The organism is Allomuricauda sp. F6463D, from assembly GCF_023015965.1.
GTDB lineage: Bacteria > Bacteroidota > Bacteroidia > Flavobacteriales > Flavobacteriaceae > Flagellimonas.
This window is the reverse complement of the sequence record NZ_JALKAN010000001.1, coordinates 1,243,097-1,268,803: the sequence shown is the minus strand read 5'-3', so window position 1 is coordinate 1,268,803 and position 25,707 is coordinate 1,243,097. Positions and strand designations below refer to the sequence as shown.

Genomic DNA, 25,707 nt, shown 5'->3' with positions numbered 1-25,707 from the left:
AAATCCAAAAAATCATGGAAACACAAACAAAACAAAGAGCGACAAGCAAAAGGAATGCGGACCAATCATCAAAAGCAGAGCGACCCACACCGCAGAAGGAACGGAACTCTGTTCCACAGATCCAGATGTTGGAAATCGGTTTGGTTTCGCCAGATCCGACACAACCCAGAAAAACCTTGGATGAACAAAGTCTCAATCATTTGGCACAGAGTATTGCCGAGCATGGTGTATTGCAGCCCATCACTGTGAGAAAATCTGATGACGGCTATATCATCATCATGGGTGAAAGGCGATTTCGAGCCAGTAAATTGGCAGGATTGCCTACTATTCCAGCCATGATAAGGGAATATGCGGGCTCTGAAATTTTGGAAGTCCAGATCATCGAAAACCTCCAAAGGAAAGATGTGGAACCTACTGAGGAGGCCGAGGCCATCCAATTTTTGTTGGACCGTTACGAACCCGTTGAGATTGCCAAACGTCTCGGGCGTTCGGAGAACTATGTCCGCCAGCGTATCAAATTGGCCGGTTTGATCGAGGGATTCAAGGCCTTTGTCCGAAATGGGGAAATGACCTTGTCCTTGGGAGTCGCAGTGGCACTTTTTGAGCCCGGCGAACAACAGATGTTATTGGAAAGCCTGGAAGGGAAATTTCAGGAACATCGGATTAAACGGATGATCGAGAGCCGAACCTTTGACCTGACCAAGGCCGGCTTTGATGTGACAGATAAGACCTTATTGCCCAAAGCAGGGGCATGTGTTGCCTGCCCTTTCAACGCTGCCAACCAAGGCAACTTGTTCGGGGAAGGGAAGATGGTCTGTACCCGGACCTCCTGTTTTGAGAACAAAAAGACAAAGACCTTTTTGCAACTCCTGAAAAGAGTAAAAAAGGAAGGATTGAAACTGGTGCCCAACATCAACAAATATTGGGTGGACGAGGAACGCAACCAGTGGGTCATGGCCCAAATGGAAAAAGAAGGTCTAGAAGTACATTTGACCAATGAATTCGAAATTTTAAAGGAGCCTGTTGAGCCTACCATGAAAAGCATTAAAGAAGAGCACCGGCACTATGAATACACCGAGGAAGAATTGGCTGAATTCCTTGACGAAGCTTTGGAATCCTTCACCGAGGAAAAGGAGGCATGGGACAAGGCCGTGGAAAATGGATTTGAAAAGGGTATTCTACTGGAAACGGATACCTACTTGACACAGTCCATTTTTGTAAAGGTCAGGGAAGAAACCAATAATGGAAGTTCAGGTGCCAAGTCCTTGGAGAAACGGAAGATGGCTGAATGTTCCCCAGAGGAACAGATCATCAAGATTCATACACGGGAACTTAGGAAAAAACAGATCGAGAACAACCACCAGTTCAAGGAAGTGGTGGATATGATCCGGGAAACGGATTACATCAATAGGAACAAACCTTTGACCACGGATGAAATGGTGGCCATCTCCATCTCACTGTTTGAGAACAACATTGGATATTATAGTCAAAGGGAACATTTTGAGGGGTTCATTGGGGAGGATTCCAAATTGTCCCGAGAGGAGCTGGTGGCCCGGTTCAAACAAAACTTCAAGAAAGAGACCTTCTATAAACTGATACGGTTTTTGTTGACCCGACAGGTACACCTTGGGGAAAGCAACCATACCAATGACCTGACCAACCAATCCTTCTATGTGGCGATGCTATCCTTTTACAAAAAAAAGATCTCGGCCATTGAAGAAACATATGCAGAAAGTCGTCAAAAGCGTGAAGCACGGATCAAGGAAAGGATTATAGTTCTGGAACGGCAGGCCAAGGCAATTGAGGATTAACAAAGATTGATGGAAGGGGCCTGTCACCAGGCCTCTTTTTTTTTTGGACATCCATTGTTTATCTACATCGTTATGTAAGCTATAATGTCCAACTGATTATTGTGCTCCCAGGGTTCTACTGAATGGACCAAGGTAATGGGATAGCTTCCTTTATCCCTTCCCTTAATTAAACCTATGGTTCCATTATGGGCATGGACACCAAAAAAAGAGTGGGGAACATGTTTTTTATCTAGGGTATTACTTTTAAAATTCTTTTTTGCCAAACTCACTATCAATGAACCGCGATTTGTTCTTAGCCTTACTGAAGGAATAGGATAGACTTGGGATAATTATGTCCACCACAATGATATATTTGATGGTGGTAAAAAATTCCCCTTCCCCAAAGGTCGTGAAAGCTACTCTTTGCTGCCCAAAAGCAAAAGATTGATATTTTGCCACCGCAAGGTGGTGCTCAGGCGATTGTCCAAAAAGGTCTTTCGAAACGTTAGGTCGAGGGAATTTGGTTTAAAAATAAACGGGACAAGAGCATACTATCCTTTTTTATCTGCCGTTGGGTAAATATGGAATTACATGTAAGAAAGAGATTTTGTTCCATTTGTTTAATGGGATTGCTTGGTATTTTGGGTCTTGGCTGCAGTGCCGACTCGGGACAAGCGGATGATGGAAATGGATTGAACGACACAATGGATGTTTCACAGAACCGTAAGTCCGTCGGGGATTCGGCCGCAGATCTGTTGGATGGTTCCCGTTTTCCAGCACTGCACCTTGAAATATTCTATGTGGAAGGTCTAAAGCCCAGTGCAACAACCTTGGACAATTTTGAGTCCTTCTTGATGGAACGGCTCCATAAACCCGATGGGGTTACCATTGCGCTTACAGAGATTTCATCCCCAGGGCAGGCCGTTTATTCCATTACGGATATCAGGAACTTGGAGGATGATATACGTACAGCCTATAACCAAGAGGGTATCCTAAAGGTTTTTGGCCTTTTTATTGATGGGGAATATTCCGAGAACACGGAAAACGGTTCCGTATTGGGGGTAGCCTACAGGAACACCTCCTTTGTCATCTTTGCGGATACCATCCGGGAATTTAGCGGACAACCCTTGGCCCCGAGCACTGCGGTTCTGGAGACCACGGTCCTTGACCATGAGTTTGGACATCTATTGGGATTGGTAAATGCCGGTACCCCATTGCAAAGTACGCATCAGGATGAGCCACACGGAAAGCATTGTACCACTGAGGATTGTCTGATGTATTGGACAGCGGAAACCGGTGAGGGGCTCATCAATATGATCAGTGGCGGCACCATTCCAGGATTGGATGCCGCCTGTTTGGCAGATTTACAGGCCAATGGTGGCAAATAAAACCTTTGACAATAAAAAAAGCCCCGTTCTGGGGCTTTTCTTGTTATAATCGATGGGATTGCCTATAGCGAAGCGGTCCCGGTCACGGTGACATTGGCGCTCAACTGTAGGGCCGATGTGATATTGATGGCCCCCAGGTCGAGACCTGTGGTGGACTCCACTTCCAATTGTGAGTTGAAATAAAACTCAGTACCATCTTGGGTATAGGAAGCAAAGATGAGTTCATACTCCCCTTCGGCCAAAAAGTTAAGGCTATAGGAGTTGTTGATTCCGCCCACTTCAGCACTGGTCACGGCATTGGCGAACCTGATACTGCTCTCACCCTGGCCCTGGGTCTCCACTTCGGCATTGTATGTGCCCTTTTCATAGGCATACACCACAATTTTATCGGAAGTATCTTGGGAATCGTTGACCGTACCCGAAATCTCTCCCGTCGCTTCTTTGTTTACGGTCCGAATACCTGCGGAAAGCTCTGAAAGCGTCACGAAATCAAAGTCTGATTCCAAGGTCCCCTGTTCTTCCTTTATGGTCTTTCGCAGGTCGAAATCGATGATGATCTCATTGGTATTGGTGGCAAAGACCTCGAAACTATCAGTGATATTGATGGACTGTGAGGTCGACGCGATCTTGTCCTTGGTCCCATCGGCCATTTCCACATAACATCCCGGGGCATTGCCATCCATATCGGAATCATAGTCCAGTACAAGTTCCAAATTGGAATAGGTTCCCGCTTCCATGTCAAGATTGCCCAAAGTTTTGGTCTGCCCGTTGACCAAGGCCGAAAGGTCAAAAGTGGTCTTGGAGAACCCCTCAATGGAGTTTCCGTCCACCTTTACATCGGAGACCGTGATGAACACAGCTTCCACGTTCGCATTGTCAATGGGTGCATCGGTCATTTTAAGGGTTGTTTGATAAGATTCCTTCTCTACATTGTCATTTTCATTGTTGTCACTACAGGATACTATCAAAAGCATTGTTCCAAAGATAATTCCCAAGTTTTTCAAAAGGGTCTTCATAAAAATTAAGATTTAAGGATTTATTATTTGTTTCAGTAATATAACAATTGGCATACGTCAAACCCTACTTGGGTCAAACAGGCCCAATACAATGCCGACTTCATGGAATGATGGTTCGGACTCCCTACGATAGGGCTCACAGATGATACGGCATACTTAGAAACACATTGGATTTTTTTGATTAAAGAGGTCAAGGGTCCTGGTCCGTATACGTAGAACAATGGTTCTGATATTTTAAATCAATGAAGGTTCGATCATTTACGTTTTTCGATTGGATTGTTCAAACAACAAGCGGGAAAGTGAACCTTGAAATTTGGGACAAAAACATGATTCTGGGAATCTTGTTTTCAGTAATGGCTTAATCGGTTTCCCGCTCAGTTTAAAGGATGGTCGTTTTGTAAAGCGAACTTTTTAAGGAACAAGTGAATTGTCCAATGTCCCCACTATTTTCTGGACCAGATTAAAATTGCGTTCTCCTTAAAATTCGTGCTGTATAGGTATTCCCCGTCGAATTGCACATCCGTTGGATACTTGATGCTTTCGGTCAAGACTTGCCGCAATGATCCATCAAAGTTGTAAATCAACACCCGGCCATTTTCTTGGTCGGTAATTGCGAACTCCCTTCCCCCCATTGCAATACCGGAAGCGACGTTCATTTTTTCATTTCCACCAATGGTTTTTAGGTGTGTTCCATCGAACCCGAAGACCTGTATTCTGCTGTTGTACGCATCGGCCACATATATCCTGTTATCCTTCATCTTTACGTCTATCGGATAGTACAGCTCCCCATCTTTGTGCCCCTGCCTACCAATAGTGAAGCATTCATTCGGTGTCTGTACGATGATTCGGTGGTTATAAAAATCGGCTACAAGAACTGTATCTCCGTAAATGGAAACCCCTGCTGGGGCCTGTGGTCTTTTGGATAGTTTCAAAGGCCATCTTTTGTCATCTCTATATTGCCAGATGGTGTCCGTCAAAAATTCGGGAATAAACAGGGTGCCATTGTCAGTATGGATGTTCATTGGTCGCTGGATACCAGTAATCGAATCCAACAGCTCTCCGTCCCGGTCGATCTTGTAAAGCCTAAAATAATCAGGATCGGAAAACCATATCGCATCACCATCTTTGGCCAAAGCCAAGGGTCGGGCTTTCTCGGGCAGCATGATCTTCCGTTCGAACTGCCATTGTTTCTCGGGCTGCTCACAACTTGACATAAGGGACAGTAAAAAAACAACCTGAATAATATGTGCGGGTCTAATATTCATATCCATAGTTTACTATCGTAAGTATTAAAACCAGAAATGTAACGGTCCAAAGCGTCCACGAATTAATGTGGTGCTTTTGTCCATGGTTTTGACAAGGACCTGCATTCCCACATTTCCTTTCATTTTTGATGTTTTTAAAATGGGCGAACCCAAGCGTTCCTGCCGAAATAGTGGTCAGATAGGGCTGCACGGGATGTACCCATTCAAAATTCCCACCCAAGAAACCCAGTCCCGCCACGACCGACAACAAGGTCGGGGCCAAACAGCACATTACCGGAAGAAGGGCCGCTACCAAGCTGGTGCCCAATACCATTTTGAGAATTACTTTCATAAGGCCTATTCTATTTTGGACAGTATGATCTCCCATTGGTCCGAGAGATTATCATCATCTTCATCCTGTACCGTGCCACTTAGCGTTGTCCTGCCCACCGCCAATTTTTGAACCAATTCGATTGATGTATCCTGCGATACCGCAAACCGTTCGTTATCGGTCTCGATGTACCATTGGCCATCCTCTTTCGTTGCGTTACCCATTAGAACCACTTCGGCTTTCTTTGCCGAAAAACCGTTCTTTTTGACCTCTTCCTGAATGCTACGTAAGGTAAGGTCATTTTTTTCGGCCAATCCCAAATACGCTTTTCCATCGTTCAGGCTGACGCGAACCTCCTGAAGCCCGTCCATCTTTTTCAACCCGCGTTCCAATCCATAGGCACAGGGCGCGCAGTCCATTCCATAGACTTCTTGGTCAACCCTGGCGATTTGGCCGCTTATCGTGCCTATTCCAAGAATACCGATCAGGGCCATCATTTTGATGTTTTTCATTATATGTGCTTTTTAATTTATACTGTGTTTACAACCAATAACTTAAATTTACGGCAATCCGATACCTTTCTTTTACCCAACCGGGTGTCAAATCCTGTACTACTGGAACCATCGCACCAAAGGATATGCCCCAAGCACCGTAAAGTCCTAGGAAAGAAGGTCCCACCAAAACCTTTGTACTGCGCGTATCGCTCAAATCCAGTTGTCCATCAATTTTATTGACTCCAGGGAATTCGGCCAATGATTCGATAAAGATGCGCCAATCGGGTTTTGGGTAATCACCCAAAAAGATATTGGGCCGGTACCCCACAACGGCACTCGCATAGGGCAGGTCGCCCAATCGTTCGTCATCTCTTTCAAAATAATATTGGTAACCGCCACCGATCCATGCATACCAAGTGCGTGAGGCATAGCCCGTGGAAATGGCTGCATGTATAGCGTTGCCGACATTGACCTGTCCCCTGACATTATCGGTAGGAGTGGAAACACCCACGATGGCAGTGGACTCAAACCGCTTTCCCACACCAAAGGCGTTCGAGAAAAAACGGTACCAAAGGGAAGCCTCGATATCCCCATTGGCGGGCATATTGCTATTGCCCCGTGTCCTTGGCGTCTCGCCCAACCGTTCTATCAGTGTGGGCGTGGTAAGGTTTACCTGTAGATCTTCTGTAATGCCATAGGAAAATAGGTAGCGCAACATATAGGAGGTTTCGGTTTCTGTGCCTAGGCTCATCCCGGCCACGTTCAAATCCACACCGCCTTTGGCAAGGGTCGGTGTCTGTAGCCCATAGAGGGGGCCGTGGCCCTGGGCCATCACCGATCCTGATATGGCCAATAGCAATATCAATTTGACATAGCGAATGTTCAGGGATATTCTGCAAATCATATGCAAACACTTTTCAATTATGACTGCCCAATTCCTGCTTCCACCAATTCCATTTCGGTAATGGCCGAATCCTTACAGCATTCCAAGAGCTCACCGTTCACGACCACAGCAGGCACTTTCTTGATGCCGTATTCATCCAACTTATCAAGACAGGTCTTGTCCTCACATAGCCTGACCAGATCATAGGTCGTTACCTCACATGTATCGCAGGCCAGTTCCTTTATCTTTTTGACCACGGGGTCACAGACCGGACAATTGGCCGTAAATACTTCTACTTGACGTTTCATGTTTCTGTTTTTTAAATAGTTTAAAATTTCCTGTACGCGACATGGAATTCAAACAATGCATCAAAGGTAGAATGGTGGGTAGGGTGGTCTCCAAATAAAATTTCAAAAAAAAAAGCCCGCATCGTGCAGGCCATCCAATCGGTAGTGATTATGGGGAGGTCAAGCATTTTTGTAGTTTTCGAGTTTGGCCTTGAGCGCATCTATTTCCTTCATCTTTTCCGTTAGGCTGTCCAATTCCAAATCTGGAAATTGCTTTCGTATAAATTCGATACGTTCTTCATTGCCGCAATTTCCTGGACAGGCCTCGACAGTCTCGGATATCTTGATGGCGAGGGTCTTTCGATAGGTCTCATCGAGGAGCAGGTGATGTGCCTTGTCCAAGGCGTTCTTCACTGCTTTGAACTGTACCAAAATCTTCTCGGGGTCGGAACTTTCGTCCAATAACCTGACCAAACCGTTTACCTGTCCATTGATGCTTTGAAGTCTCGTTTTGATGTCCTGGCTTAAATCTTTTGGTATCATAATTTATATTTTATCTGCAATATATGGTTGTGAAAAGGGTGGTCTACCACTATTCTCGTCAACAACAGGAAGATTTATTCTGTATGGGTGGACAGGCGACAGAGCCATAGGAACAAAAAACACAGCAATCGCCTTCTTTAGGTCGAATTACTTCGTGACAGTTTTTACATTCATAAAAGTACTGGCAAGCATCGGTTGGCATTTCTTCCTCTTCTTGGTACCCACATTTGGGACAGGTAATGGTAGATAATATTTTTGTATCCATATTATTCGGAAACGTTATAGCCCGTATTGTTGATGGCCTTTATGATTCGTTGCTCCGTAACTTTGGTACGGTCATATTTAACTGTAGTATTGCTTTTTTCATAGCTTGCTTTTACTGAAACGATACCGTCCAATTTGTTGACCTCGCTCTCAATGTGGTTTTCGCAGCCGGAACAGGTCATTCCTTCCACTGTAAAGGTTATATCTACCATGTTGTCCTGCTGCACATATATGATTTCCTTGGTCGGTTGGGCATAAAAAAGCCCTGAGAAATATGGAAATGCCAGCATCAGTCCCGCAAAGAGGGTAACAAATAGCAGGAACCTTTTTGATTGTAGAAAGGAAGGTTTTACATCATTTTCACAGGCACAATCAATTTCTTGCTGCGATTTTGACTTTAGCTTCTGGTACCAGGCAAATCCAAGTACCAATACGGTCAGGCCTATAAAAAATGGTCTGAAAGCTTCCAGCCATGCAAAGGTAGATGCCATTCCGCTGGTGCCCGCAATCAATGCAAGCACAGGTGTGATGCAGCATAATGAAGCTGTGATCGCTGTAAAAACTCCAGTGAACATTGCTGAATATGATGATTTTTCTATGTTCATTCTATGCAACTTTTTTGTTTTCCTGAAGCCTGCTGAAGATGCCTTCCAACACCTCGCTTTGGCCTTTTACCAGTGAGTAATACAAGGTTTGACCTTCCCGTCTGGAGGTAATTAGACCAGCATCCTTCATCTTACGGATATGCTGCGAAATTGCGGGTACGGTCATTTCCAGTATATCTGAAAAATCACAAGGGCAGAGCTCACCTTCCTTGTTCAGCAGGAAAAGAATCTTCAATCTGGTCTCATTTCCTGCTAGGGCCAGTACCTTACCAATAGTGTTGATTGAATTCGAACTCATCCGTAGTGTCTCGCGACAGCGCATCAACTGCTTTTGGTCCGCCTCGGCGCGGGTGCAACTTAATTCAAGGGCCATGATAAAAATTTTATTAAAGATAAGGTTATATCATTATATAAGCAAATGCTTAAATAAATTGTGTTTTTTTATGACCGGTTTATGGAACGACTGGCTTATCCTTCAAGGAAGCATCCCATTACAGGTCAACTTGCCCCTTTTGAATAGGACTTTTATACATCCGACGTGGCCTTTAGTACTGCCCGCTACATAAATTGAATCTTTTAGGCCACCATTTTGTACTATGATTAAGACCGTTTATTACGGTCAGTTGGACACCTGTCCATTACAAGGAACGTTTGCTTGTTCCACTTGCCAACTGTACTTTGTTTCGTGTTGCATGGCAGTTGTAGAGGCTTGTTCCAGAAGTGATTTATTTTTTCGGTTATATGAGCGTTCTTGGATACTTTGATTTTTTCCAGACGAATTGGGATTGGGACGTACTCTGGTAAAGCGATAGCCTTTTGGGGCGTTGGAATGGATTGGAAATTTCCTGTCTTGAATTTTGGATGGTCCGGATTGCCCCATTTGATCATCCCTTGAAATTTGAAATGGAATGCTCTTGGTTCCATACACTAAATCTTCAATAGGTCCTTTCCGGATTTTGCAATGCAGTTGCACCAAAGTTCTGTTATCTTTGCAAAGTGAAATTTTTTACCGTCATATTATCCATCTACATGTTGGCACTCAATGTGGTTCCTTGCAGTGATGCGGGTAACGTAACAGAAGACTCCCAAGGTGTTTATCTGGTTCAATTTGATGGTGAACACAGCGAGAATTGTGAACTATGCTCACCATTTTGCCACTGCCATTGCTGCCATGTGCACACGGTGGATTTTGGTATAGCTCGATTCCAGCCGCTTCAAGAGACTTACCTTGAAGATGATTTCACCCATTTTGAAGGATTGGGCAAGGAATTTACCGACCCACTATTTCAACCTCCACAGGTTTAATTCAGTTTTACAGGATAGCTATATCCGATTATGAGGTTTATGGACTTTGAACTTTTCAAAGACCTGTTCCCTCATACTTGCAACCCTATTGCATTGGTTCAACTGAATTAAAACACATTTTATATGATCAACAGAATCATTGATTTTTCAATCAATAACAAATTTATTATAGGTCTGCTGACCCTCGCATTGATTGGTGCGGGCATTTATAGCATGACCCAAGTTCCCATCGATGCCGTACCGGATATCACCAATAATCAAGTGCAGGTCATTACCCAATCACCTAATCTGGGAACAGAGGATATTGAGCAATTCGTGACCTATCCCGTGGAAGTTGCGATGAGCAACCTACCCAATGTCAAGGAAATCCGCTCTGTTTCCCGTTTTGGGCTTTCTGTGGTGACCATTGTATTTGATGACGAGGTGGGCACTTATCTGCCGAGACAACTTGTAGCCGAAAAACTGCCCGAGGTTCAAGAACAGATCCCTTCGGGCTTTGGCAAACCCGTTATGGGTCCAATTTCAACGGGATTGGGCGAAATCTATCAATATACCCTTGAAGTAGATGATGAACATCAAGGTGAATATTCGGCAACGGAACTTCGTACGATCCAGGACTGGATTGTACGGAGACAGATGGCCATGGTTCCCGGCGTGGTCGAGGTAAACGCCTTTGGTGGAAACAAAAAGCAATACGAAGTGGCGGTTGACCCGGACGAACTTCGCGCCATTGGTATAACCATTACAGAAGTGTTCTCGGCCCTTGAAAACAACAACCAAAATACAGGTGGGGCCTACATCGAGCGTAACCACCAAGCCAACTTCATTCGTGGTGAAGGGCTGGCCAGGACCATATCGGATATTGAAAACATGGTGGTCAAGGCCGTTAATGGCATTCCCATCAAAGTTAAGGATATAGGTAAGGTAAGCATGGGAAGTGCGGTACGCTATGGTGCGCTTACCAAAGATGGAAAGGGCGAAACCGTGGGCGGAATGATCTTGATGCTCAAAGGGGCAAATTCCAACGAGGTGATCGAAAACGTGACCCAACGTGTGGAACAGATACAACGGTCCCTTCCTGAAGGAGTGTCCATCAAATCTTTCCTTGACCGCAGCGAATTGATTGCCGAGACAACAGGCACGGTAACGGGGAACCTTTTGGAAGGTGGGCTTATCGTGATCTTCGTGTTGGTCTTGCTGTTGGGGAATTGGCGTGGCGGACTCATTGTGGCTTCGACCATACCCTTATCCCTATTGTTTGCCTTTATTCTGATGAATGTTTTTGACGTATGGGCAAACTTGATGAGCTTGGGGGCAATCGATTTTGGAATCATTGTGGATGGTGCGGTGATCATCGTAGAGGGCACCGTTTTTTTAATGTACTCCTATGTGGTCAAAAAGAATGGCGTTAGTGCGGAAACACGGGATGACATCGCCGCCAAGGCCTCCAAAAAAATGATGAACGCCGCTTTCTTTGGCCAGCTGATCATTCTAATCGTGTTCCTGCCCATTTTAGCCTTGGAGGGCGTCGAAGGGAAAATGTTCCGGCCCATGGCCCTCACCTTCATTTTCGCCATGATCGGGGCCATGCTATTGTGTCTTACCTATGTGCCCATGGTTTCGGCATTGTTCCTACGGCCGCCAAAATCCAAAAAACAATCCTATGGCGATAGGTTCGTGCATTGGATTGAGCAGAAATATGAACCGTTGTTGACCAAATCACTTTCCAAGGCCAAAATGGTCGTAAGCATTGCCCTTGGCCTTTTTGCCATTGCCATTTTCGCCTTTACGAGAATGGGCGGTGAGTTTATCCCGCAATTGGACGAAGGTGATATTGCCTTTCACGCGATCTTGAAACCCGGCAGTTCCCTGTCGGAAACCATCGAAACCACGACAAAGATTGAACGTATCGTGAAGGCCGAATTTCCCGAAGCGGAAACCGTTCTCAGCCGTATCGGTGTCGCCGATGTACCAACGGACCCGATGCCCATGGATATCGCCGATGTCTTCGTTATCCTCAAACCAACGGATGAATGGACATCTGCAGAAAGCAAGGATGAATTGGTGGAAAAAATGAAGGAGGCCATCAGTATCGTTCCCGGTGTGAATTTTGAGTTTACCCAACCTATAGAAATGCGCTTCAACGAACTACTTACGGGTGTTCGTGAGGATGTGGCCATTAAATTGTTCGGGGAAGACCTCGGCATATTGGCAAGCAAGGCCGAGGAAATGGGGGAAATCATTGCCACCGTTCCCGGTGTGGCAGATATGAAAGTTGAGGCCACGGACGGCCTGCCACAAATCACCATTGACTATAACCGCAATAAATTGGCACAGTACGGTCTAAAGATCGAACAGCTCAATAAAGTGGTACAGGCCGCCTTTGCAGGAGGAAAGGCGGGCGTAATCTTCGAGGGTGAAAAACGGTTTGACCTGGTCGTAAGACTTCAAAAGGAAAACCGGCAAGGCATCGAGGACATCCAGAACCTGTTCATCAACCTGCCCAATGGTTTGCAAATCCCATTACGGGAAATTGCCGAGGTAAGTTATGAACCCGGCCCGATGCAGATAAGCCGTGACAATACCAATAGGCGGACCTATGTGGGCATCAATATTCGCGACCGTGATGTAAAATCCGTTGTAGAGGATATCCAAGAAAAATTGGATGCCCAGTTTGACCTGCCCACAGGATATTACATTCGGTATGGTGGTGCTTTCGAAAATCTGGAACGCGCCAGCAATAGATTGCAAACTGTTGTCCCTATTGCCTTGTTCCTGATTTTCATATTGATTTATTTTGCGCTAAAGTCCTTTCCACAGACCTTGATGATCTACCTCGCCATCCCGATGGCCACCATTGGCGGTGTGTTCGCCCTCTGGTTAAGGGATATGCCCTTTAGTATTTCCGCGGGGGTCGGCTTTATCGTGCTTTTTGGCGTGGCCGTTCTGAACGGACTCGTCATGATAAGTGGTCTCAATGAACTGAAGGAAGAAGGCGTGACCAATCTTAAAGGTAGAATTATAGAAGGCACCAAAAGACGGATTCGTCCCATTATGCTCACGGCCTTTACGGATATTTTAGGGTTTCTTCCCATGGCCGTTTCGGCTTCGGCCGGGGCAGAGGTACAGCGACCTTTGGCCACCGTGGTCGTTGGTGGCTTGATAACTTCGACCCTCTTGACCCTCTTTATCCTACCCATCTTTTACCAATGGGTCGAGGGACGTTCGGAACGGATGAGGAAACCCGACCCGAAATGGGTTACCCCTGTGGTCATGGTCCTTCTTTTGTTCGCCACCGCACTGCCTGCCAAAATGCATGCGCAAGAAGGTTTTGAAAATGCACGGCAGATCCAGCCTAAAGATTCACTGCCCGCTATTTCATTGGAAGAGGCGGTGGAAGTTTCCAGGAAAAACTACCCGCTGTTGAAAGCGAAACAATGGGAGGTCCAAAAACAAACCGCCCTAAAAGGTATGGCTTACGACCTTGGCAATACCCAAGTCTTCACAGGTGGCGAAGAAATTGCGGACGGACAAGGAATTTATACCTTGGTTGGGGTTGGACAACAGAATATCGACCTGTTGGGCATCAGTGCAAAAAGGCGTTTGCAGAGACAACGCATCGCTTTGGCCGAGACAGCTCTTGACCTTTCCGAACTGCAAGTGGAACAGGAGGTCAAAAAGGCTTGGTCAGAAGCCTATCGACAACGACAGAAATTTGAACTGTACCGTGAACTGGATTCCATTTATTCACAATTTAAAAAAGCAATAGAACTCAACTTCAAGGTAGAGGCCATTTCCCGGCTGGAATATTCATCGGCCACAAATCAGGCCTTACAAATCAACAATCAACTGCAACAGGCCGAAAGTGATTATGCCATCGCCCTGCAAAAGCTCAATCTTTGGTTGGTTTCGGACATCTACTATTCCGTTCCAGAAAAGCTTGATGAAAGTTCGGTAACGGTTTTGGGATGGGACGGGGATTTGGGAAAACACCCAGCGCTGGAACTTTCACAAAGGAGCATCGAGGAGGCCGAGGCGACATACGATGCGGCACGTGCCGACCTGCTGCCTAAGTTCAACCTTCAGGGCGGACTGCAACAGGTCAATGGCAATAGCGGGTTCTACACCTATCAAGCCGGCATTTCGGTTCCTTTGTTTTCAGGTGGACAGCGTAGTCAAGCCAAGGCCGCCAAAATTGAAAGTGAAATCGCAAAGACCAATGCAGATTATACCAAACGCCAGCTGCAATCCGAATATCGGCAGGCGGTGCAAGCCTATCGGAAATGGAGCGCATCGTGGCAATTTTATAGGGACAAGGCCTTGCCGCTTGCCCAAGAGCAGCGCAGGGGAGCGTTGTTGGCCTACGTGGAGGGTGCGGTGGACTATGCAGCGTTCACACAGATTATTCGGGATGCCATAAACACGGAAATGGATGCACTTGACGCTCTTGACAACTATCTAGAATCAGTATTTGAATTACAATATTTTAAACAATAGACAAATGAACAATCTTTTTAAATATAGCGTTATCGGGCTCGTGACGATGCTCTTGGTTCTTACTTCCTGTGGGAATTCCAAAGCCGATACTGAGGAAGCAAAGCAAAAAAATCCTGAAGTGGGTGAAATGCACAAAGAAGGTGAAGCCAAAGAAGCCATGCTAACGGAAACGCAATTCCGCAACCTTAACATGAAAATCGATACCGTTGCCCCACGTGTTATGAAGCAATATGTGGAGGCCAATGGCCAACTGGAGGTCCCACCACAGAACGAAGCGACCATTACTACCGTCGTGGGTGCCAATGTGGTGTCCATAGAGGTCATTGAAGGCGACAAAGTAAGCAAAGGTCAAACGGTTGCCTATCTGTCCCACCCCAATATCATCCAGAAACAGACCGATTTCCTGAACGCCTACAGTAACAGCCAGTTTCTTAAGAAGGAATTTGAAAGACAAAAAACCCTGTATGATGCCGGGGTGGGCAGCGGGGCCAACTTTCAAAAGGCCGAAGCGGAATACCGGGCCTCCCAAAGCCTAGCAAAAGGATTGGAAGCACAGTTGGAACAATTGAACATTAGTGCATCCGGGGTCAGAAACGGTACGATTTACCAACGGGTGGCATTGCGAAGTCCCATTGAGGGATTTGTCCAAAAAGTAGCGGTCAAAACCGGGCAGTACGTAGAACCGCAGACCGACCTATTTGAAATCGTTGACACCCATCACGTCCATGCCGATTTAATGGTGTTTGAAAAGGATGTGTACAAAGTAAAGGTAGGCCAGCAAGTATCCTTCAATGTGCAATCCATTCCCGGAAAGGAACTTACTGCGAAAATTTATTCCGTAGGGAAAACTTTCGAGCAAAATCCCAAAGCGATACACGTCCATGCTGAAATCGAGAACAAGGAAGGGCAGCTGATTCCAGGGATGTATGTTGAAGGACGGATTGAAATCCAAAAATCCGAGACCGTTGCGGTGCCTGAAAGTGCAATAAGTTCAAACGAAGGAAAGAAGTATATTTTTAAAGCGGAGCGTGAAGGCAATGACTGGAGCTTCAAACCTGTCGAAATTAACACAGGCCCAAATGACGGGGATTGGGTCGCCATCGATTTTGTAGATTCCGTTGGGCCATATACTACATTTGCATACAACAATGCCTACTATTTAATGGCCCAAATGAAAAAAGGGGATGCGGGACATAGCCATTGATAAAATTACAATATGATGACAGAAATTGAAAAAACATTGGAAAACAAAGGTGTACGCCCAACGGCGATGCGTATTTTGATCTATAAATATTTGGCTGAAAAGGAAGTGGCCATTGCCCTGACCGATATGGAGAACGCTTTCTCAAAAGCGGACAGAACCACATTGTACCGGACCCTGAAGACCTTTGAGGAAAAACGCATTGTGCACCAAATAGATGATGGCACCAATATTTCAAAGTATGCCCTGTGCGAACCAGGTTGCAATTGTGAAATGGAACAAGATCTGCACCTGCACTTTCATTGCGATAACTGTGATGAAACGGTCTGTCTCACTGAGCATAAGATTCCCCATATCAATCTACCTGATGGGTATGTGGCAGAAAATGCCAATTTGGTCATTAAGGGAATCTGCGACAAATGCAGCGGTCAATAAATGCACTTCCGTTGCACGAAACTAATTACGACCTTACCGTCTATGAAAAAGAAAAAAGTAAAACTACGTGATCTAGGTTCAAAGGAACGCCAGGGCGAAAGTGGCCATAACCATGGTGGTCCTGAAGGTGTATCTAAATTCAAGACCTATTTACCGGCCATTTTCAGTTTTGTAATGCTCATCATCGGCATTGCAGTGGACTATTTTGATGCTTTCCCGTTTTTCAAGGGCTGGATAAGGATTATATGGTACACCCTTGCCTATTTGCCTGTTGGTTTCCCTGTCATCAGAGAAGGTTGGAACAGTATAAAGCATGGTGATTTCTTTACTGAATTTTTCCTGATGTCCATTGCCACTCTAGGGGCCTTTGCCATAGGCGAATACCCAGAGGGCGTGGCCGTAATGTTGTTTTACGCCGTGGGCGAACTGTTCCAAAATGCAGCAGTCAATCGGGCAAAGGGAAATATTAAGGCCCTTTTGGATGCGCGACCGGACGAAGCTTTGGTGCTTCGTAACGGGAATTTCGTTACCGTAAATCCCCAAACCGTCGAGATTGGCGAAAGGATACAAGTACGTGTGGGGGAGAAAATCCCCTTGGACGGCATTCTCTTATCCGAAAGAGCTTCTCTCAATACGGCGGCAATTACTGGCGAAAGTAAGCCCGATACGATAAATAGAGACGAAAAAGTCTATGCCGGAAGTATTAATCTCGAGGGTGTTATCGATGTAGAAACCTCCAAAGAATTCAAGGATAGTTCCATCACTCGAATCTTGGATATGGTACAAAACGCTACAGCCAGAAAATCAAAGACAGAACTGTTCATCAGAAAATTTGCAAGAATTTATACGCCCATTGTAGTTTTCCTTGCCATTGGATTAACGTTCTTGCCCTACTTTTTTCTAAATGACTATGTATTTAAGGATTGGCTTTATCGCGCTTTAATATTCCTTGTCGTTTCCTGTCCCTGTGCCTTGGTCATTTCCATTCCGCTCGGCTATTTTGGTGGTCTGGGAGCGGCATCCCGAAATGGGATTCTTTTCAAAGGTGCATCTTTTTTGGAAGCAATCACCAAAGTGAACACGGTAGTGATGGACAAAACGGGAACCGTTACCAAAGGGGTTTTTAAAATCAAGGAGATCAAGACCGCGCAATTTGAGGAAGCCAAGTTTATGAAATACCTGATGGCCATGGAGGAACAATCTACCCATCCCATAGCAAAAGCAATTTTGGAATACAAAGCCGAAGGCACGGATATAAAGGCAACCGATGTATCGGAAGTTGCAGGAAAGGGATTAAGGGGAACGGTCAATGGGAAAACAGTGCTGGTGGGCAATAAAGCCCTAATGGCCTCAAACAACATTGATGTACCTTCAGAAACCGATGATATTGTAGATTCTATTGTAATGTTGGCCATTGATGAAAAATTTGCAGGCTATGTTACCATTGCAGATGAACTCAAGGAAGATGCCCATCAAGCCATCCAACAAATCAGGGATGCCGGGATTTCGAAAATCATAATGCTTTCGGGTGACAAAGATTCCATAACGCAACAAGTCTCGAAAAAGTTGAACTTTGATTGGGCAAAGGGCGGCCTGTTGCCAGAAGATAAGCTCGGCGAAGTCGAAGAACTCAAAAAACAATCAGACACCAAAGTGGCCTTTATGGGCGATGGCATTAATGATGCGCCCGTTCTGGCCATCAGCGATGTGGGCATTGCCATGGGAGGCTTGGGTAGTGATGTGGCCATTGAAACAGCAGATGTCATCATTCAGACCGACCAACCGAGCAAGATGGCACGAGCCATTAAAATAGGACGCTCCACCCGAAAGATAGTTTGGCAAAATATTGGGCTCGCTTTTGGCGTGAAGGCATTTGTGCTCATCCTTGGAGCGGGAGGCCTAGCCACGATGTGGGAAGCAGTTTTTGCTGATGTGGGGGTTGCCTTATTGGCAATATTGAATGCTGTTCGACTTCAGCGGATGAAGTGGAACACTTAGTTTCAAAGAGGAACCATTTTTTGGGCTAACTTATATTTCAGCCGTTGTTGGCAGCCCCATGGTTCGCCAAGACCTTCAATAAAATTGTACATGAGAGGCTTCGCAGGTTGTGTCACCCAAACAACTGTCCGTGTATTGGAGGGGACTTCAGGAAGGTTAGGGGTCTGATTCTTCGAGAAACGGCGACAGGACTTATGAGACAATATGAAAGCTTCCGGGCATAAAAAACCGTATCCGAACAATTACGAAATGCTTATCACTGTAGATGATAAATAATCCGGTCGTAGGGTAACTCCAATACGTTTGTTCCCTTATTGTCGTAATGTTTGATGAAACTTCATTTGGTCAAAACGGAAGCCGTCCAAACGGATCTTTGGTGCGCCCTTCCTTAGCAAACCCTTCTTGGGGCTTTGCCGGGAAAGGCCGCAAATCCGTCCGTCCGCCCAACAAATTTTAAGGGGTCCATAATAAAAGAAGCCCTCGTTGTTTTTCGGGGCATCGAAAAACAGGGCAGTGCCCAAGGACTTCCTATCAGGACACCATCGCCTGCACTCGCTTAACTTCCCGTACGCTCCCTTGCCAATGGGTCGGATGGAATTCCTAAGGCCCTTATCGAACCTGTCAAGGCCAAGGCAGGTTTTGTCCATAAATAGGGTTTCCACTTCCTTGAAAACCTTAAGGTTTTGCTACGTCGCGGAGCCTCCCGATTTCAGTCCAAAAGCCTTGACAGAACCCCCTTCTTTTATTGTGCTACGCACGTAAGAAGCAAACAAACGCCCCTTAAAATTTGGGAAACAAAAACCAAAAAAATAAAGGGGAAATTTTTAACCCTGTTTGCTGATTTATCCATACTGGAAGATAGCAGGCCTTTAAAACTTTTTATCATGAGTACATTGAGAAACAAAGTGCAACTTATTGGAAACGTGGGGCAAGACCCTACCATCACAGACCTTGACAAAGGCAAACGTGTGGCACGGTTCACCATGGCCACCAACGAACATTACAAGAACTCCGAAGGGGAACGGGTGACCAATACCGAATGGCACACCATCATCGCATGGGGGAAATTAGCCGACATCATCGAAGGCTTCGTGACTAAAGGAAAGGAAGTTGCCATCGAAGGGAAATTGACCTCCCGATCCTATGAGGACAAAGAGGGTACTAAAAAGTATGTGACCGAAGTGGTGGCCAGTGAGATCCTGCTCTTGGGTGGTGGTGATAACAATAGCACCGAGTAAAATGGATAGGGGGTGTCCAGTCTTTGGGCATCCCTTTCTTTTTTCATCCTTAACACATTTGAAATGGAACACCGTGTCAATGAAATACAGATCAGTTATCGGGAAAAGCTCAGTACCCTGAAATCCCTGTCCGTGACGAACTCCAATGAGGTGGCGAATCTATTGTTCAAAAATTGGGACAACAAGACCATAGGCCTGCACGAGACCTTTAAGATCGTGCTGCTCAACCAGTCCAACAAGGTAAAGGGTATCTATCCACTATCCCATGGGGGCATCACAGGTACCTTGGTAGATCTGCGCATCCTTTTTGCCATTACGCTAAAGACCCTTTCCGTGGGGATCATCCTCGCCCATAACCATCCTTCTGGACAACTCAAGGCCAGTTATCAGGACAAACAATTGACCCAAAAGATCAAAGAGGCGGCACAGCTTTTTGACGTTAAGATTTTGGATCATCTTATCCTAGCGCCCGATGGTAGGTATTACAGTTTTGCCGATAATGGAATTCTTTAATCCAATGGTCATGGAAGCGAATACAGCGAATACAGAAATGACGGAATTTGAAAAATGGTTGGAAGAACAATATGACCCAAGGTATTACCCCGATGGGTTCGATCCAAGCCTATATGATCTGTGAGCAATGAACTATCAAAGTTTTGAATAATGGTCTATTTGAACTTTACCAACCTTGATAGCGAGACCCAGGAACGTTTGCTTTCCGTATCCAAAGAAGATGTGGAAAGCCGTTCCGGGACAGAATTGCGCCAATTTGCAGAAACCCACGATAAGGACTATGATATCCTCTTGGAAGATGCCTGCCCTGAGCGGAGTCGAAGGGAAGCTTTGCGAAACCTATACCATTATGATTTCGTATTCAATATGTGAACCCTTAAACCCACCATCCAAGCCCATCCATCACGATGGGCTTTTTTTATGGGTTCATGGTTGGTTTTTAGGTGGGTCGAACACCCAAAAACCAATTTGGGAAATTCTTGTTTGCAAAGTATTGGGCAACCCCAAAGAATACCTATCCCTTATTTGACCGCAAGTTAGCCCTTCAAAAATGTTCCCATCAAAAGACTACGGCATAAACCGTTCGTACCTCACTCCTTATTCCGTTTCCTTTTGAGCTGAAATTTTTGGGAAGTGCGGGGATGCCCTCAAATAATCGATAATTTAAAATCATGTATTATGAAAGCAATTGTAAAAAAGTCATTGGAAATCCCTGCAAAGAAACATCCAAAGAAAAGCGTTGTCAAAAAGACAGCGGATGCCACGGTGGACAAAACCTACTCCCTGGTGGTCAATCTCTGGATATTTCGGTATGAGTATTACAGGGAACAGACCAATACTGTTCCATCGGAGGACTGACGGGAACAAGACCCTTGAAAAAGGGTCTTTTTTTTGGCGTTCCCGTGGAACTCCTGACGTTGTGGAAACCCAAAAATGGCAGTTTTATTTATGTTGCGGGCAAATGATGTCATTTGCCCGCAGAACGCATTTTTGTGCCTGATGGAATGTGGGTATATTTAAGAGGCTACATCGTAGCAAAGTTTGCACGGCAACCCAACTTGATCTGACTTTCCAAAAGTCCGTGCTCCATAGGGTAAAATAGGATAAGGGACGGCTGTCTTTTTAAGATGGTTTGTGCGATGCTTTTTGGGCCTTTGGCGCAAAAAGGAGAAGCAAGAGGATAGCGTGCTGGCGCAGCGCTACCGATCATGATTGCTCCGCAAGGCCCTGTTTATAGGGGGCTTGGACATTCTATAAAACTTGGGGCATTCGGTTTTTGTTGAAAAAATGGGCCTAGCCCAGTAGAACCAAGGATTTTTTGTTGAAAAAATGGATAGAGGATACGAAAAAGAGATGTTTGCGGGACTGAGGATCAAAATCTCGGTGGCCATGAAATTTCGGAGCTTTTCCAAACGACAAGGGAAGTCCCATTCCATGACCTTGTTGGCCATGGTAGAGTTCTTTGACCATAATGGTATATCGCCCGATGAACGGATGCACGAGACCATTGCAAGCCTTAAATATTTGATCAAACGGCGATTCAACGCCATGGTGGCGATCATGCGCAGTATCGAAAAAGAGCAGACGCTGCCCACGGTCAGTATGATACAGGCCCTTTTTCAGCAGGAACTGGAGTCTGAAGAAGGCGAGGAATGGGAAGGAGACTTTGAATTTTTTGAAAAGCAACTCACCGAGATCAACACGCCCACCAATCCCGAGTTGTTGGATAGGGAGACCACAGTGCCCAAGATCGTCCATGAACGGCTGAAGGAACAGTTGGAAGAACTTAAGGAGGATTTTGGCCATGTGCTGGACCATGTGTCCGTGGCCAAGAACCGTTTTGGAAAGGACCACCTCAGAGTGAATCTCAAACCCGGGGCCATTGAACAGTACCGCACAAAACTCAAAAATCTATAAGCATGTATATCGCCATTACAAGACAACACTTGAGAGATAACTATCATGGCAGCGCCAGTGATTTTATCAATTATCTGGAAAAGGAGAACGAAGGAAAGGCCTTGGAAGAGCAAGAACTTTTTTTCAATCAGACAGAGAATGATATCGATGCCCAAAGGGTCATTGCCGAGATCGATGCCAATACTTCCAAGTTGTCCAAACGGGATCCCAAGTTCTATTCCATCATGGTCAGTCCATCCCAAGCAGAGTTAAAACATATCGGAAACGACCCCGAAAAGTTGAAAGAGTACACCCGGGAACTTATGAAGACCTATGCGGCCTCGTTTTATCGGGATAAGGAAGTTTCAGTGAAGAATGTGCTGTATTTCGCGAAGTTGGAGCGGGAGCGTACCTATTCCGAAAAGGATAAGAAGGTCAAGGAGAACCAAGCCTATGCCAGCAAGATCTTGGAACTGCAACACCAGATCAGGGCCATCAAAGAGGGTAGGGAGCAAGGGGACATGGCCAAACTTCAGGAGAAAATCAAGGCTCTGGAAATGGAGGCACCCCATAAACAACACGGGAAACGTATCGTTCCAGGCATGGCCAAGGAGGGCCACCAGAGCCATATCCATATCATTGTGAGCCGAAAGGATATCACGAATTCTCATAGCCTCTCCCCAGGATCCAAGTTCCGCACCTCGGAGACCACCCTCAATGGGGAAAAGGTCAAACAGGGCTTTGACCGGGACAAATTCTATCGGGCGGCTGAGAAGAGCTTTGACAGACAGTTTGGTTATCGCAGGAACTTTGTGGAGACCTACCATGCCCGAAACCTTCTGGACAAGGATCCCAAACAGTTCTTTGCTGCCCTTTTGGGGCTGCCAAGCAATGAAAAACAGGCAGCCAAACAATTGTTGTTCAAGGCAGGAATCAAAGTGCCGAGCATCCCCACCAATAAAGCGCAGTTGGCCTATAAAGCGTTGATGCAACTTAAAAAAGGCATCGGAAAGGCTATGGAATCAGGATCAATTGGAATTTAAACAAATCAAATATGGAAAATTTAGGATGGATTGAAATAGTATCTGGTATTGTAATCGGGGCAGGAATCTCGGTTGTAGTAAATCGATTTCTCAAATATGGGTTTGTGATATGGTTTTTGGGCATAGTTCTTCTGGCGGTGGCCAATGGTTTTTTTTGGGGTTGGGATGACTTAATAAAAGGATCTATGTCCCTTTGGTTGCCCCTGTTTTTTGCCCATATAGTAATCTATGGTTTGGTGGACCACTACAAAGACGATAAGAAACCCTCCAAGGTCTTTGAGGTGAGAATGAAGGTAAAGGGGAGGCCTCTGGTGTTGGGAAACATCAGAAGGGGGGTGTCCGTGATGGCCTCTGCAGGGAGTGGAAAGACGGAGAGTGTCATCTATAATTTTTTAAAGCATTTTCAAAAAGAGCATTTCTCTGGGGTCATCCACGATTACAAGGATTTTGAGATTACCGAAATGGCCTATCCCTTATGGAATGGGGAGCAGATACCCTTTAAGATTGTTTCCTTTGGACCTATTTATCATCGTGTCAATCCCATTGCTCCCCGATATTTGCCCGATGAGGAAAGTGTGCATGAAGTGTCCCGGGTGCTTTTGGAGAACTTGATGGAACATAGGGACTCCGATGAGAATAGTACTTCCCGTTTTTTTAAAGATGCTGCCGAAGGTTTGATCAGTGGATTGATTTGGCGGTTGAAGACAGATTATCCGCACTATTGCACTTTGCCCCATCTCATGGCTGTTTTTCAACAATTGGGTACCAAGAGCCTGATCAAGTTTTTAAAAGGGAACATCACTTCGCGGGCCATGGCGGATGCCTTTATCAGTGGCATAGGGTCAGAGAGACAAACGGCTGGAGTGCTCAGTACCCTGGCCAATGGTTTTAAAAAGATCAGTACCCGAAAAATATTTATGGTGCTTTCCAAGGATGAGATTTCCTTGGATATCAATAATGAAGACCATCCATCCGTCATTGCCTTGGTGAACAACCCCCAAAAGGATGCTTCCCTTTCCCCGGTGATCGCCACCATTATCCATACGATATCCAAGCAGATGAGCCAACGGAACCGGAAACCTTCCTTTATGTTGTTGGAAGAGGCCTCTACCTTACGTCTCCTGAACATGCATCGGATACCGGCCACCCTGCGCAGCTATGATATTGTGAGTGTGTATGTGTTGCAGGACAAGATTCAAAATGATATGATGTACGGGGAGAAGGCGAGCAAGGCGATACTCTCAAATTTGTCGTACCAGTTCTTTGGTAAAGTGAATGACCCAGATACGGCTAGATATTATGAGCGGTTCTTTGAGTTGGTCAAGATACCGACACGGAGTGTGAGCAAAAGTTCAGGGTTGAACCTAGAACGACGGATAACGGAAGGGGAGAAGGAGGTGTCCAAACGGAGGGCCGAGGTGTTCTTTCGGTTGAAACAAGGGGAGTTTGTGGTGTTTGCGGATGGGAAGGACCGAAAGGTGCAGTTTCAAAGGCCTGATATCCCAAAAGGGTTGCCCAAGCCGTTGGAGATTTCAGAATCGGAACTGGAGCAGCATTATCTAAAAGTGCACCATGATATTGGGAAGATTTTTCAATGATCAAAATTGTTTTAATTTCTCTTGATGAAATCCAAGCTAAGGCCCGGGCTAATTTCTATTGAAAAAATTGCAAAGTTTTGGTAAATCAGGTATTGATTCAGCTGGAGCAATTAATTGTTTTATTGCTCTAAGGTTTTGATTTTTTTTATCATTTAATCCTCAAGTGGAGGGTAGGTTCCATATCAACCCACTCTTCGAAAGAGCTAGTTTTCTTGTACTGAACAACTCTTTCATAATTAACCAAACCTGATCGGTCAATGAAAATGATTTTTTGGATTGACTATCAATTTTCATCAAAAATCCGGTGATTGCTATTTTTTCAACAGAAACCTCCTTGTCAGCCAATTTCAAGAAGAGTGGGGAGCTAACGGGATAAACTATAGTATCGGTTCTCAATAGTTTACCTCTGCGTTGCATTTCTTCCGAGAATTCCTTCAGATAATTGACAAAAGGTATTTTTCTTCCTTCCAAATCGTACAATTCGGCATAGTACATTGCCATTATTTCCCTTTCACTAGCAATGATGGAGCTGCCCAGATCAATGCTCGTAACGTTCCCGCGTAAGACCTCAATATTGAAATGAATGTCCAAAGTGCCAATCTCCATCGTTTTTTGGAATTCTCCATCATTTTCCTCGGCTTCTCTTAGTTCAACAAGTTTTATACCTTCATGCTCAGCAAAGGTTTGTGAATCCGGGGTAAACCCTGCCTTACAAACAATTATTCCGCTAGTTATATCTGAATCCTCCATTATCTTGGAAAGCTTCATGACAACATCTTTATTGACCTTCCTATTCCAATATTTACATTCGATCGCGGTAAGTAATTGACCCTCGCAATTGGATTGTTCAGTTAGAACGTCTACTTGATGGTGCACACCCGATTTCCCTTTAACTCTAAATTTCCGTCCATAACCTATTACCTTAATCCCATACTGTACCCCAAGGGACGCATAGATGTATTTTGTGATGGCTTCATAGTGTTCCCAATCTAGCTCGTTTTTGGCCATAGTTTTCGGATTGATGACAAAATTACCTAAAACACCTGCTGGTTAATTACTTGAGTAACATATCTTCCTATACATTTGTCCTGCAAGCCTCATCAATCAATCACGGTCATTTTTTTAGGCTTGTTGGTAA

At 45.3% G+C, this 25,707-nt stretch carries 27 protein-coding genes; 14 read left to right on the top strand and 13 right to left on the bottom strand.

All coding sequences use genetic code 11. The features are described 5' to 3' along the window. The first annotated feature begins 14 nt into the window (after positions 1 to 14). Positions 15 to 1,811 carry a ParB/RepB/Spo0J family partition protein gene (locus tag MWU56_RS05595; RefSeq protein WP_067036141.1) on the top strand — a complete coding sequence of 599 codons (1,797 nt, stop codon included), beginning with the start codon at positions 15 to 17 and terminating at the stop codon, positions 1,809 to 1,811. A 62-nt stretch (positions 1,812 to 1,873) separates the two neighbouring features. Here the strand turns inward: MWU56_RS05595 and MWU56_RS05590 are convergent, their stop codons facing one another. Continuing rightward, complete coding sequence (locus MWU56_RS05590) at positions 1,874 to 2,080, bottom strand: hypothetical protein (RefSeq protein WP_247042875.1); 207 nt, start codon at positions 2,078 to 2,080, stop codon at positions 1,874 to 1,876. Positions 2,081 to 2,371: 291 nt separating this feature from the next. Between MWU56_RS05590 and MWU56_RS05585 the strand changes: the two genes are divergently transcribed. After that, positions 2,372 to 3,178 carry a membrane metalloprotease gene (locus tag MWU56_RS05585; RefSeq protein WP_234414757.1) on the top strand — a complete coding sequence of 269 codons (807 nt, stop codon included), beginning with the start codon at positions 2,372 to 2,374 and terminating at the stop codon, positions 3,176 to 3,178. A 62-nt stretch (positions 3,179 to 3,240) separates the two neighbouring features. Here MWU56_RS05585 and MWU56_RS05580 read toward each other — a convergent pair whose 3' ends face one another. From MWU56_RS05580 to MWU56_RS05530, 11 genes are all read right to left on the bottom strand, one after another. Further along, positions 3,241 to 4,194, bottom strand: coding sequence for a DUF4382 domain-containing protein (locus MWU56_RS05580; protein WP_067036152.1), 954 nt, complete (start codon positions 4,192 to 4,194; stop codon positions 3,241 to 3,243). A 443-nt stretch (positions 4,195 to 4,637) separates the two neighbouring features. Beyond that, entirely contained in the window at positions 4,638 to 5,459 is an 822-nt protein-coding gene (locus tag MWU56_RS05575; RefSeq protein WP_067036222.1) for an NHL repeat-containing protein, read from the bottom strand. Then, positions 5,449 to 5,790: a hypothetical protein gene (locus MWU56_RS05570; RefSeq protein ID WP_067036155.1), complete on the bottom strand. Its 342-nt coding sequence runs from the start codon at positions 5,788 to 5,790 to the stop codon at positions 5,449 to 5,451. Before MWU56_RS05570 ends, MWU56_RS05575 begins: the two co-directional genes overlap by 11 nt. 5 nt (positions 5,791 to 5,795) lie before the next feature. Further along, entirely contained in the window at positions 5,796 to 6,281 is a 486-nt protein-coding gene (locus MWU56_RS05565) for a heavy-metal-associated domain-containing protein (protein WP_067036158.1), read from the bottom strand. A gap of 28 nt (positions 6,282 to 6,309) precedes the next feature. Beyond that, positions 6,310 to 7,167, bottom strand: coding sequence for a hypothetical protein (locus tag MWU56_RS05560; RefSeq protein ID WP_067036161.1), 858 nt, complete (start codon positions 7,165 to 7,167; stop codon positions 6,310 to 6,312). A 17-nt stretch (positions 7,168 to 7,184) separates the two neighbouring features. Next, on the bottom strand, positions 7,185 to 7,454 hold the full coding sequence (locus MWU56_RS05555; protein ID WP_067036165.1) for a thioredoxin family protein: 270 nt from the start codon (positions 7,452 to 7,454) through the stop codon (positions 7,185 to 7,187). 159 nt (positions 7,455 to 7,613) lie between these two features. Then, positions 7,614 to 7,976: a metal-sensing transcriptional repressor gene (locus MWU56_RS05550; protein ID WP_067036168.1), complete on the bottom strand. Its 363-nt coding sequence runs from the start codon at positions 7,974 to 7,976 to the stop codon at positions 7,614 to 7,616. 58 nt (positions 7,977 to 8,034) lie between these two features. Beyond that, on the bottom strand, positions 8,035 to 8,241 hold the full coding sequence (locus tag MWU56_RS05545; RefSeq protein ID WP_072882309.1) for a GDCCVxC domain-containing (seleno)protein: 207 nt from the start codon (positions 8,239 to 8,241) through the stop codon (positions 8,035 to 8,037). Between the two features lies 1 nt (position 8,242). Beyond that, the gene (merTP, locus tag MWU56_RS05540; protein ID WP_083158116.1) at positions 8,243 to 8,845 is read right to left on the bottom strand and encodes a mercuric transport protein MerTP; all 603 of its coding nucleotides are present in this window, start codon (positions 8,843 to 8,845) and stop codon (positions 8,243 to 8,245) included. A 1-nt stretch (position 8,846) separates the two neighbouring features. Beyond that, positions 8,847 to 9,143: an ArsR/SmtB family transcription factor gene (locus tag MWU56_RS05535; protein WP_369885153.1), complete on the bottom strand. Its 297-nt coding sequence runs from the start codon at positions 9,141 to 9,143 to the stop codon at positions 8,847 to 8,849. A 321-nt stretch (positions 9,144 to 9,464) separates the two neighbouring features. Then, the gene (locus MWU56_RS05530) at positions 9,465 to 9,818 is read right to left on the bottom strand and encodes a hypothetical protein (protein ID WP_247042873.1); all 354 of its coding nucleotides are present in this window, start codon (positions 9,816 to 9,818) and stop codon (positions 9,465 to 9,467) included. Positions 9,819 to 9,841: 23 nt separating this feature from the next. Between MWU56_RS05530 and MWU56_RS05525 the strand changes: the two genes are divergently transcribed. From MWU56_RS05525 to MWU56_RS05470, 12 genes are all read left to right on the top strand, one after another. After that, a complete protein-coding gene (locus MWU56_RS05525; protein WP_108246677.1) occupies positions 9,842 to 10,150 on the top strand; it encodes a DUF6660 family protein in 309 nt (102 codons plus the stop codon). Positions 10,151 to 10,273: 123 nt separating this feature from the next. Then, a complete protein-coding gene (locus MWU56_RS05520) occupies positions 10,274 to 14,647 on the top strand; it encodes a CusA/CzcA family heavy metal efflux RND transporter (RefSeq protein ID WP_247042872.1) in 4,374 nt (1,457 codons plus the stop codon). 4 nt (positions 14,648 to 14,651) lie between these two features. Next, a complete protein-coding gene (locus MWU56_RS05515; RefSeq protein WP_067036184.1) occupies positions 14,652 to 15,851 on the top strand; it encodes an efflux RND transporter periplasmic adaptor subunit in 1,200 nt (399 codons plus the stop codon). Between the two features lie 15 nt (positions 15,852 to 15,866). Further along, positions 15,867 to 16,283 (top strand): Fur family transcriptional regulator, encoded by a 417-nt coding sequence (locus tag MWU56_RS05510; RefSeq protein ID WP_067036187.1) that lies wholly within the window; start codon positions 15,867 to 15,869, stop codon positions 16,281 to 16,283. A gap of 42 nt (positions 16,284 to 16,325) precedes the next feature. Next, positions 16,326 to 18,281 (top strand): heavy metal translocating P-type ATPase, encoded by a 1,956-nt coding sequence (locus MWU56_RS05505; RefSeq protein ID WP_067036191.1) that lies wholly within the window; start codon positions 16,326 to 16,328, stop codon positions 18,279 to 18,281. A gap of 884 nt (positions 18,282 to 19,165) precedes the next feature. Beyond that, positions 19,166 to 19,519 carry a single-stranded DNA-binding protein gene (locus MWU56_RS05500; RefSeq protein WP_067036229.1) on the top strand — a complete coding sequence of 118 codons (354 nt, stop codon included), beginning with the start codon at positions 19,166 to 19,168 and terminating at the stop codon, positions 19,517 to 19,519. Between the two features lie 63 nt (positions 19,520 to 19,582). Beyond that, positions 19,583 to 20,032 carry a JAB domain-containing protein gene (locus MWU56_RS05495; protein WP_067036194.1) on the top strand — a complete coding sequence of 150 codons (450 nt, stop codon included), beginning with the start codon at positions 19,583 to 19,585 and terminating at the stop codon, positions 20,030 to 20,032. Between the two features lie 150 nt (positions 20,033 to 20,182). Continuing rightward, complete coding sequence (locus tag MWU56_RS05490) at positions 20,183 to 20,404, top strand: hypothetical protein (RefSeq protein ID WP_067036197.1); 222 nt, start codon at positions 20,183 to 20,185, stop codon at positions 20,402 to 20,404. 306 nt (positions 20,405 to 20,710) lie between these two features. After that, positions 20,711 to 20,890 (top strand): hypothetical protein, encoded by a 180-nt coding sequence (locus tag MWU56_RS05485; RefSeq protein WP_067036202.1) that lies wholly within the window; start codon positions 20,711 to 20,713, stop codon positions 20,888 to 20,890. Between the two features lie 471 nt (positions 20,891 to 21,361). Next, entirely contained in the window at positions 21,362 to 21,949 is a 588-nt protein-coding gene (locus MWU56_RS05480; RefSeq protein ID WP_067036205.1) for a BfmA/BtgA family mobilization protein, read from the top strand. Positions 21,950 to 21,951: 2 nt separating this feature from the next. After that, positions 21,952 to 22,971 carry a MobB family relaxase gene (gene mobB, locus MWU56_RS05475; protein WP_247042870.1) on the top strand — a complete coding sequence of 340 codons (1,020 nt, stop codon included), beginning with the start codon at positions 21,952 to 21,954 and terminating at the stop codon, positions 22,969 to 22,971. A gap of 11 nt (positions 22,972 to 22,982) precedes the next feature. Further along, positions 22,983 to 24,569, top strand: a complete 1,587-nt coding sequence (locus tag MWU56_RS05470; protein ID WP_247042868.1) for a type IV secretory system conjugative DNA transfer family protein — start codon at positions 22,983 to 22,985, stop codon at positions 24,567 to 24,569. A gap of 159 nt (positions 24,570 to 24,728) precedes the next feature. Here MWU56_RS05470 and MWU56_RS05465 read toward each other — a convergent pair whose 3' ends face one another. Beyond that, positions 24,729 to 25,577 (bottom strand): restriction endonuclease, encoded by an 849-nt coding sequence (locus MWU56_RS05465; RefSeq protein ID WP_067036213.1) that lies wholly within the window; start codon positions 25,575 to 25,577, stop codon positions 24,729 to 24,731. Positions 25,578 to 25,707 lie beyond the last annotated feature (130 nt).

Excerpts from the sequence above, each read along its gene's own strand:
- MWU56_RS05595 (WP_067036141.1), top strand. The coding sequence starts at position 15 with ATGGAAACACAAACAAAACAAAGAGCGACAAGCAAAAGGAATGCGGAC.
- MWU56_RS05585 (WP_234414757.1), top strand. The coding sequence starts at position 2,372 with ATGGAATTACATGTAAGAAAGAGATTTTGTTCCATTTGTTTAATGGGA.
- MWU56_RS05580 (WP_067036152.1), bottom strand. The coding sequence starts at position 4,194 with ATGAAGACCCTTTTGAAAAACTTGGGAATTATCTTTGGAACAATGCTT.
- MWU56_RS05575 (WP_067036222.1), bottom strand. The coding sequence starts at position 5,459 with ATGAATATTAGACCCGCACATATTATTCAGGTTGTTTTTTTACTGTCC.
- MWU56_RS05570 (WP_067036155.1), bottom strand. The coding sequence starts at position 5,790 with ATGAAAGTAATTCTCAAAATGGTATTGGGCACCAGCTTGGTAGCGGCC.
- MWU56_RS05565 (WP_067036158.1), bottom strand. The coding sequence starts at position 6,281 with ATGAAAAACATCAAAATGATGGCCCTGATCGGTATTCTTGGAATAGGC.
- MWU56_RS05560 (WP_067036161.1), bottom strand. The coding sequence starts at position 7,167 with ATGATTTGCAGAATATCCCTGAACATTCGCTATGTCAAATTGATATTG.
- MWU56_RS05555 (WP_067036165.1), bottom strand. The coding sequence starts at position 7,454 with ATGAAACGTCAAGTAGAAGTATTTACGGCCAATTGTCCGGTCTGTGAC.
- MWU56_RS05550 (WP_067036168.1), bottom strand. The coding sequence starts at position 7,976 with ATGATACCAAAAGATTTAAGCCAGGACATCAAAACGAGACTTCAAAGC.
- MWU56_RS05545 (WP_072882309.1), bottom strand. The coding sequence starts at position 8,241 with ATGGATACAAAAATATTATCTACCATTACCTGTCCCAAATGTGGGTAC.
- merTP (WP_083158116.1), bottom strand. The coding sequence starts at position 8,845 with ATGAACATAGAAAAATCATCATATTCAGCAATGTTCACTGGAGTTTTT.
- MWU56_RS05535 (WP_369885153.1), bottom strand. The coding sequence starts at position 9,143 with ATGAGTTCGAATTCAATCAACACTATTGGTAAGGTACTGGCCCTAGCA.
- MWU56_RS05520 (WP_247042872.1), top strand. The coding sequence starts at position 10,274 with ATGATCAACAGAATCATTGATTTTTCAATCAATAACAAATTTATTATA.
- MWU56_RS05515 (WP_067036184.1), top strand. The coding sequence starts at position 14,652 with ATGAACAATCTTTTTAAATATAGCGTTATCGGGCTCGTGACGATGCTC.
- MWU56_RS05510 (WP_067036187.1), top strand. The coding sequence starts at position 15,867 with ATGACAGAAATTGAAAAAACATTGGAAAACAAAGGTGTACGCCCAACG.
- MWU56_RS05505 (WP_067036191.1), top strand. The coding sequence starts at position 16,326 with ATGAAAAAGAAAAAAGTAAAACTACGTGATCTAGGTTCAAAGGAACGC.
- MWU56_RS05500 (WP_067036229.1), top strand. The coding sequence starts at position 19,166 with ATGAGTACATTGAGAAACAAAGTGCAACTTATTGGAAACGTGGGGCAA.
- MWU56_RS05495 (WP_067036194.1), top strand. The coding sequence starts at position 19,583 with ATGGAACACCGTGTCAATGAAATACAGATCAGTTATCGGGAAAAGCTC.
- MWU56_RS05490 (WP_067036197.1), top strand. The coding sequence starts at position 20,183 with ATGGTCTATTTGAACTTTACCAACCTTGATAGCGAGACCCAGGAACGT.
- MWU56_RS05485 (WP_067036202.1), top strand. The coding sequence starts at position 20,711 with ATGAAAGCAATTGTAAAAAAGTCATTGGAAATCCCTGCAAAGAAACAT.
- MWU56_RS05480 (WP_067036205.1), top strand. The coding sequence starts at position 21,362 with ATGGATAGAGGATACGAAAAAGAGATGTTTGCGGGACTGAGGATCAAA.
- mobB (WP_247042870.1), top strand. The coding sequence starts at position 21,952 with ATGTATATCGCCATTACAAGACAACACTTGAGAGATAACTATCATGGC.
- MWU56_RS05470 (WP_247042868.1), top strand. The coding sequence starts at position 22,983 with ATGGAAAATTTAGGATGGATTGAAATAGTATCTGGTATTGTAATCGGG.
- MWU56_RS05465 (WP_067036213.1), bottom strand. The coding sequence starts at position 25,577 with ATGGCCAAAAACGAGCTAGATTGGGAACACTATGAAGCCATCACAAAA.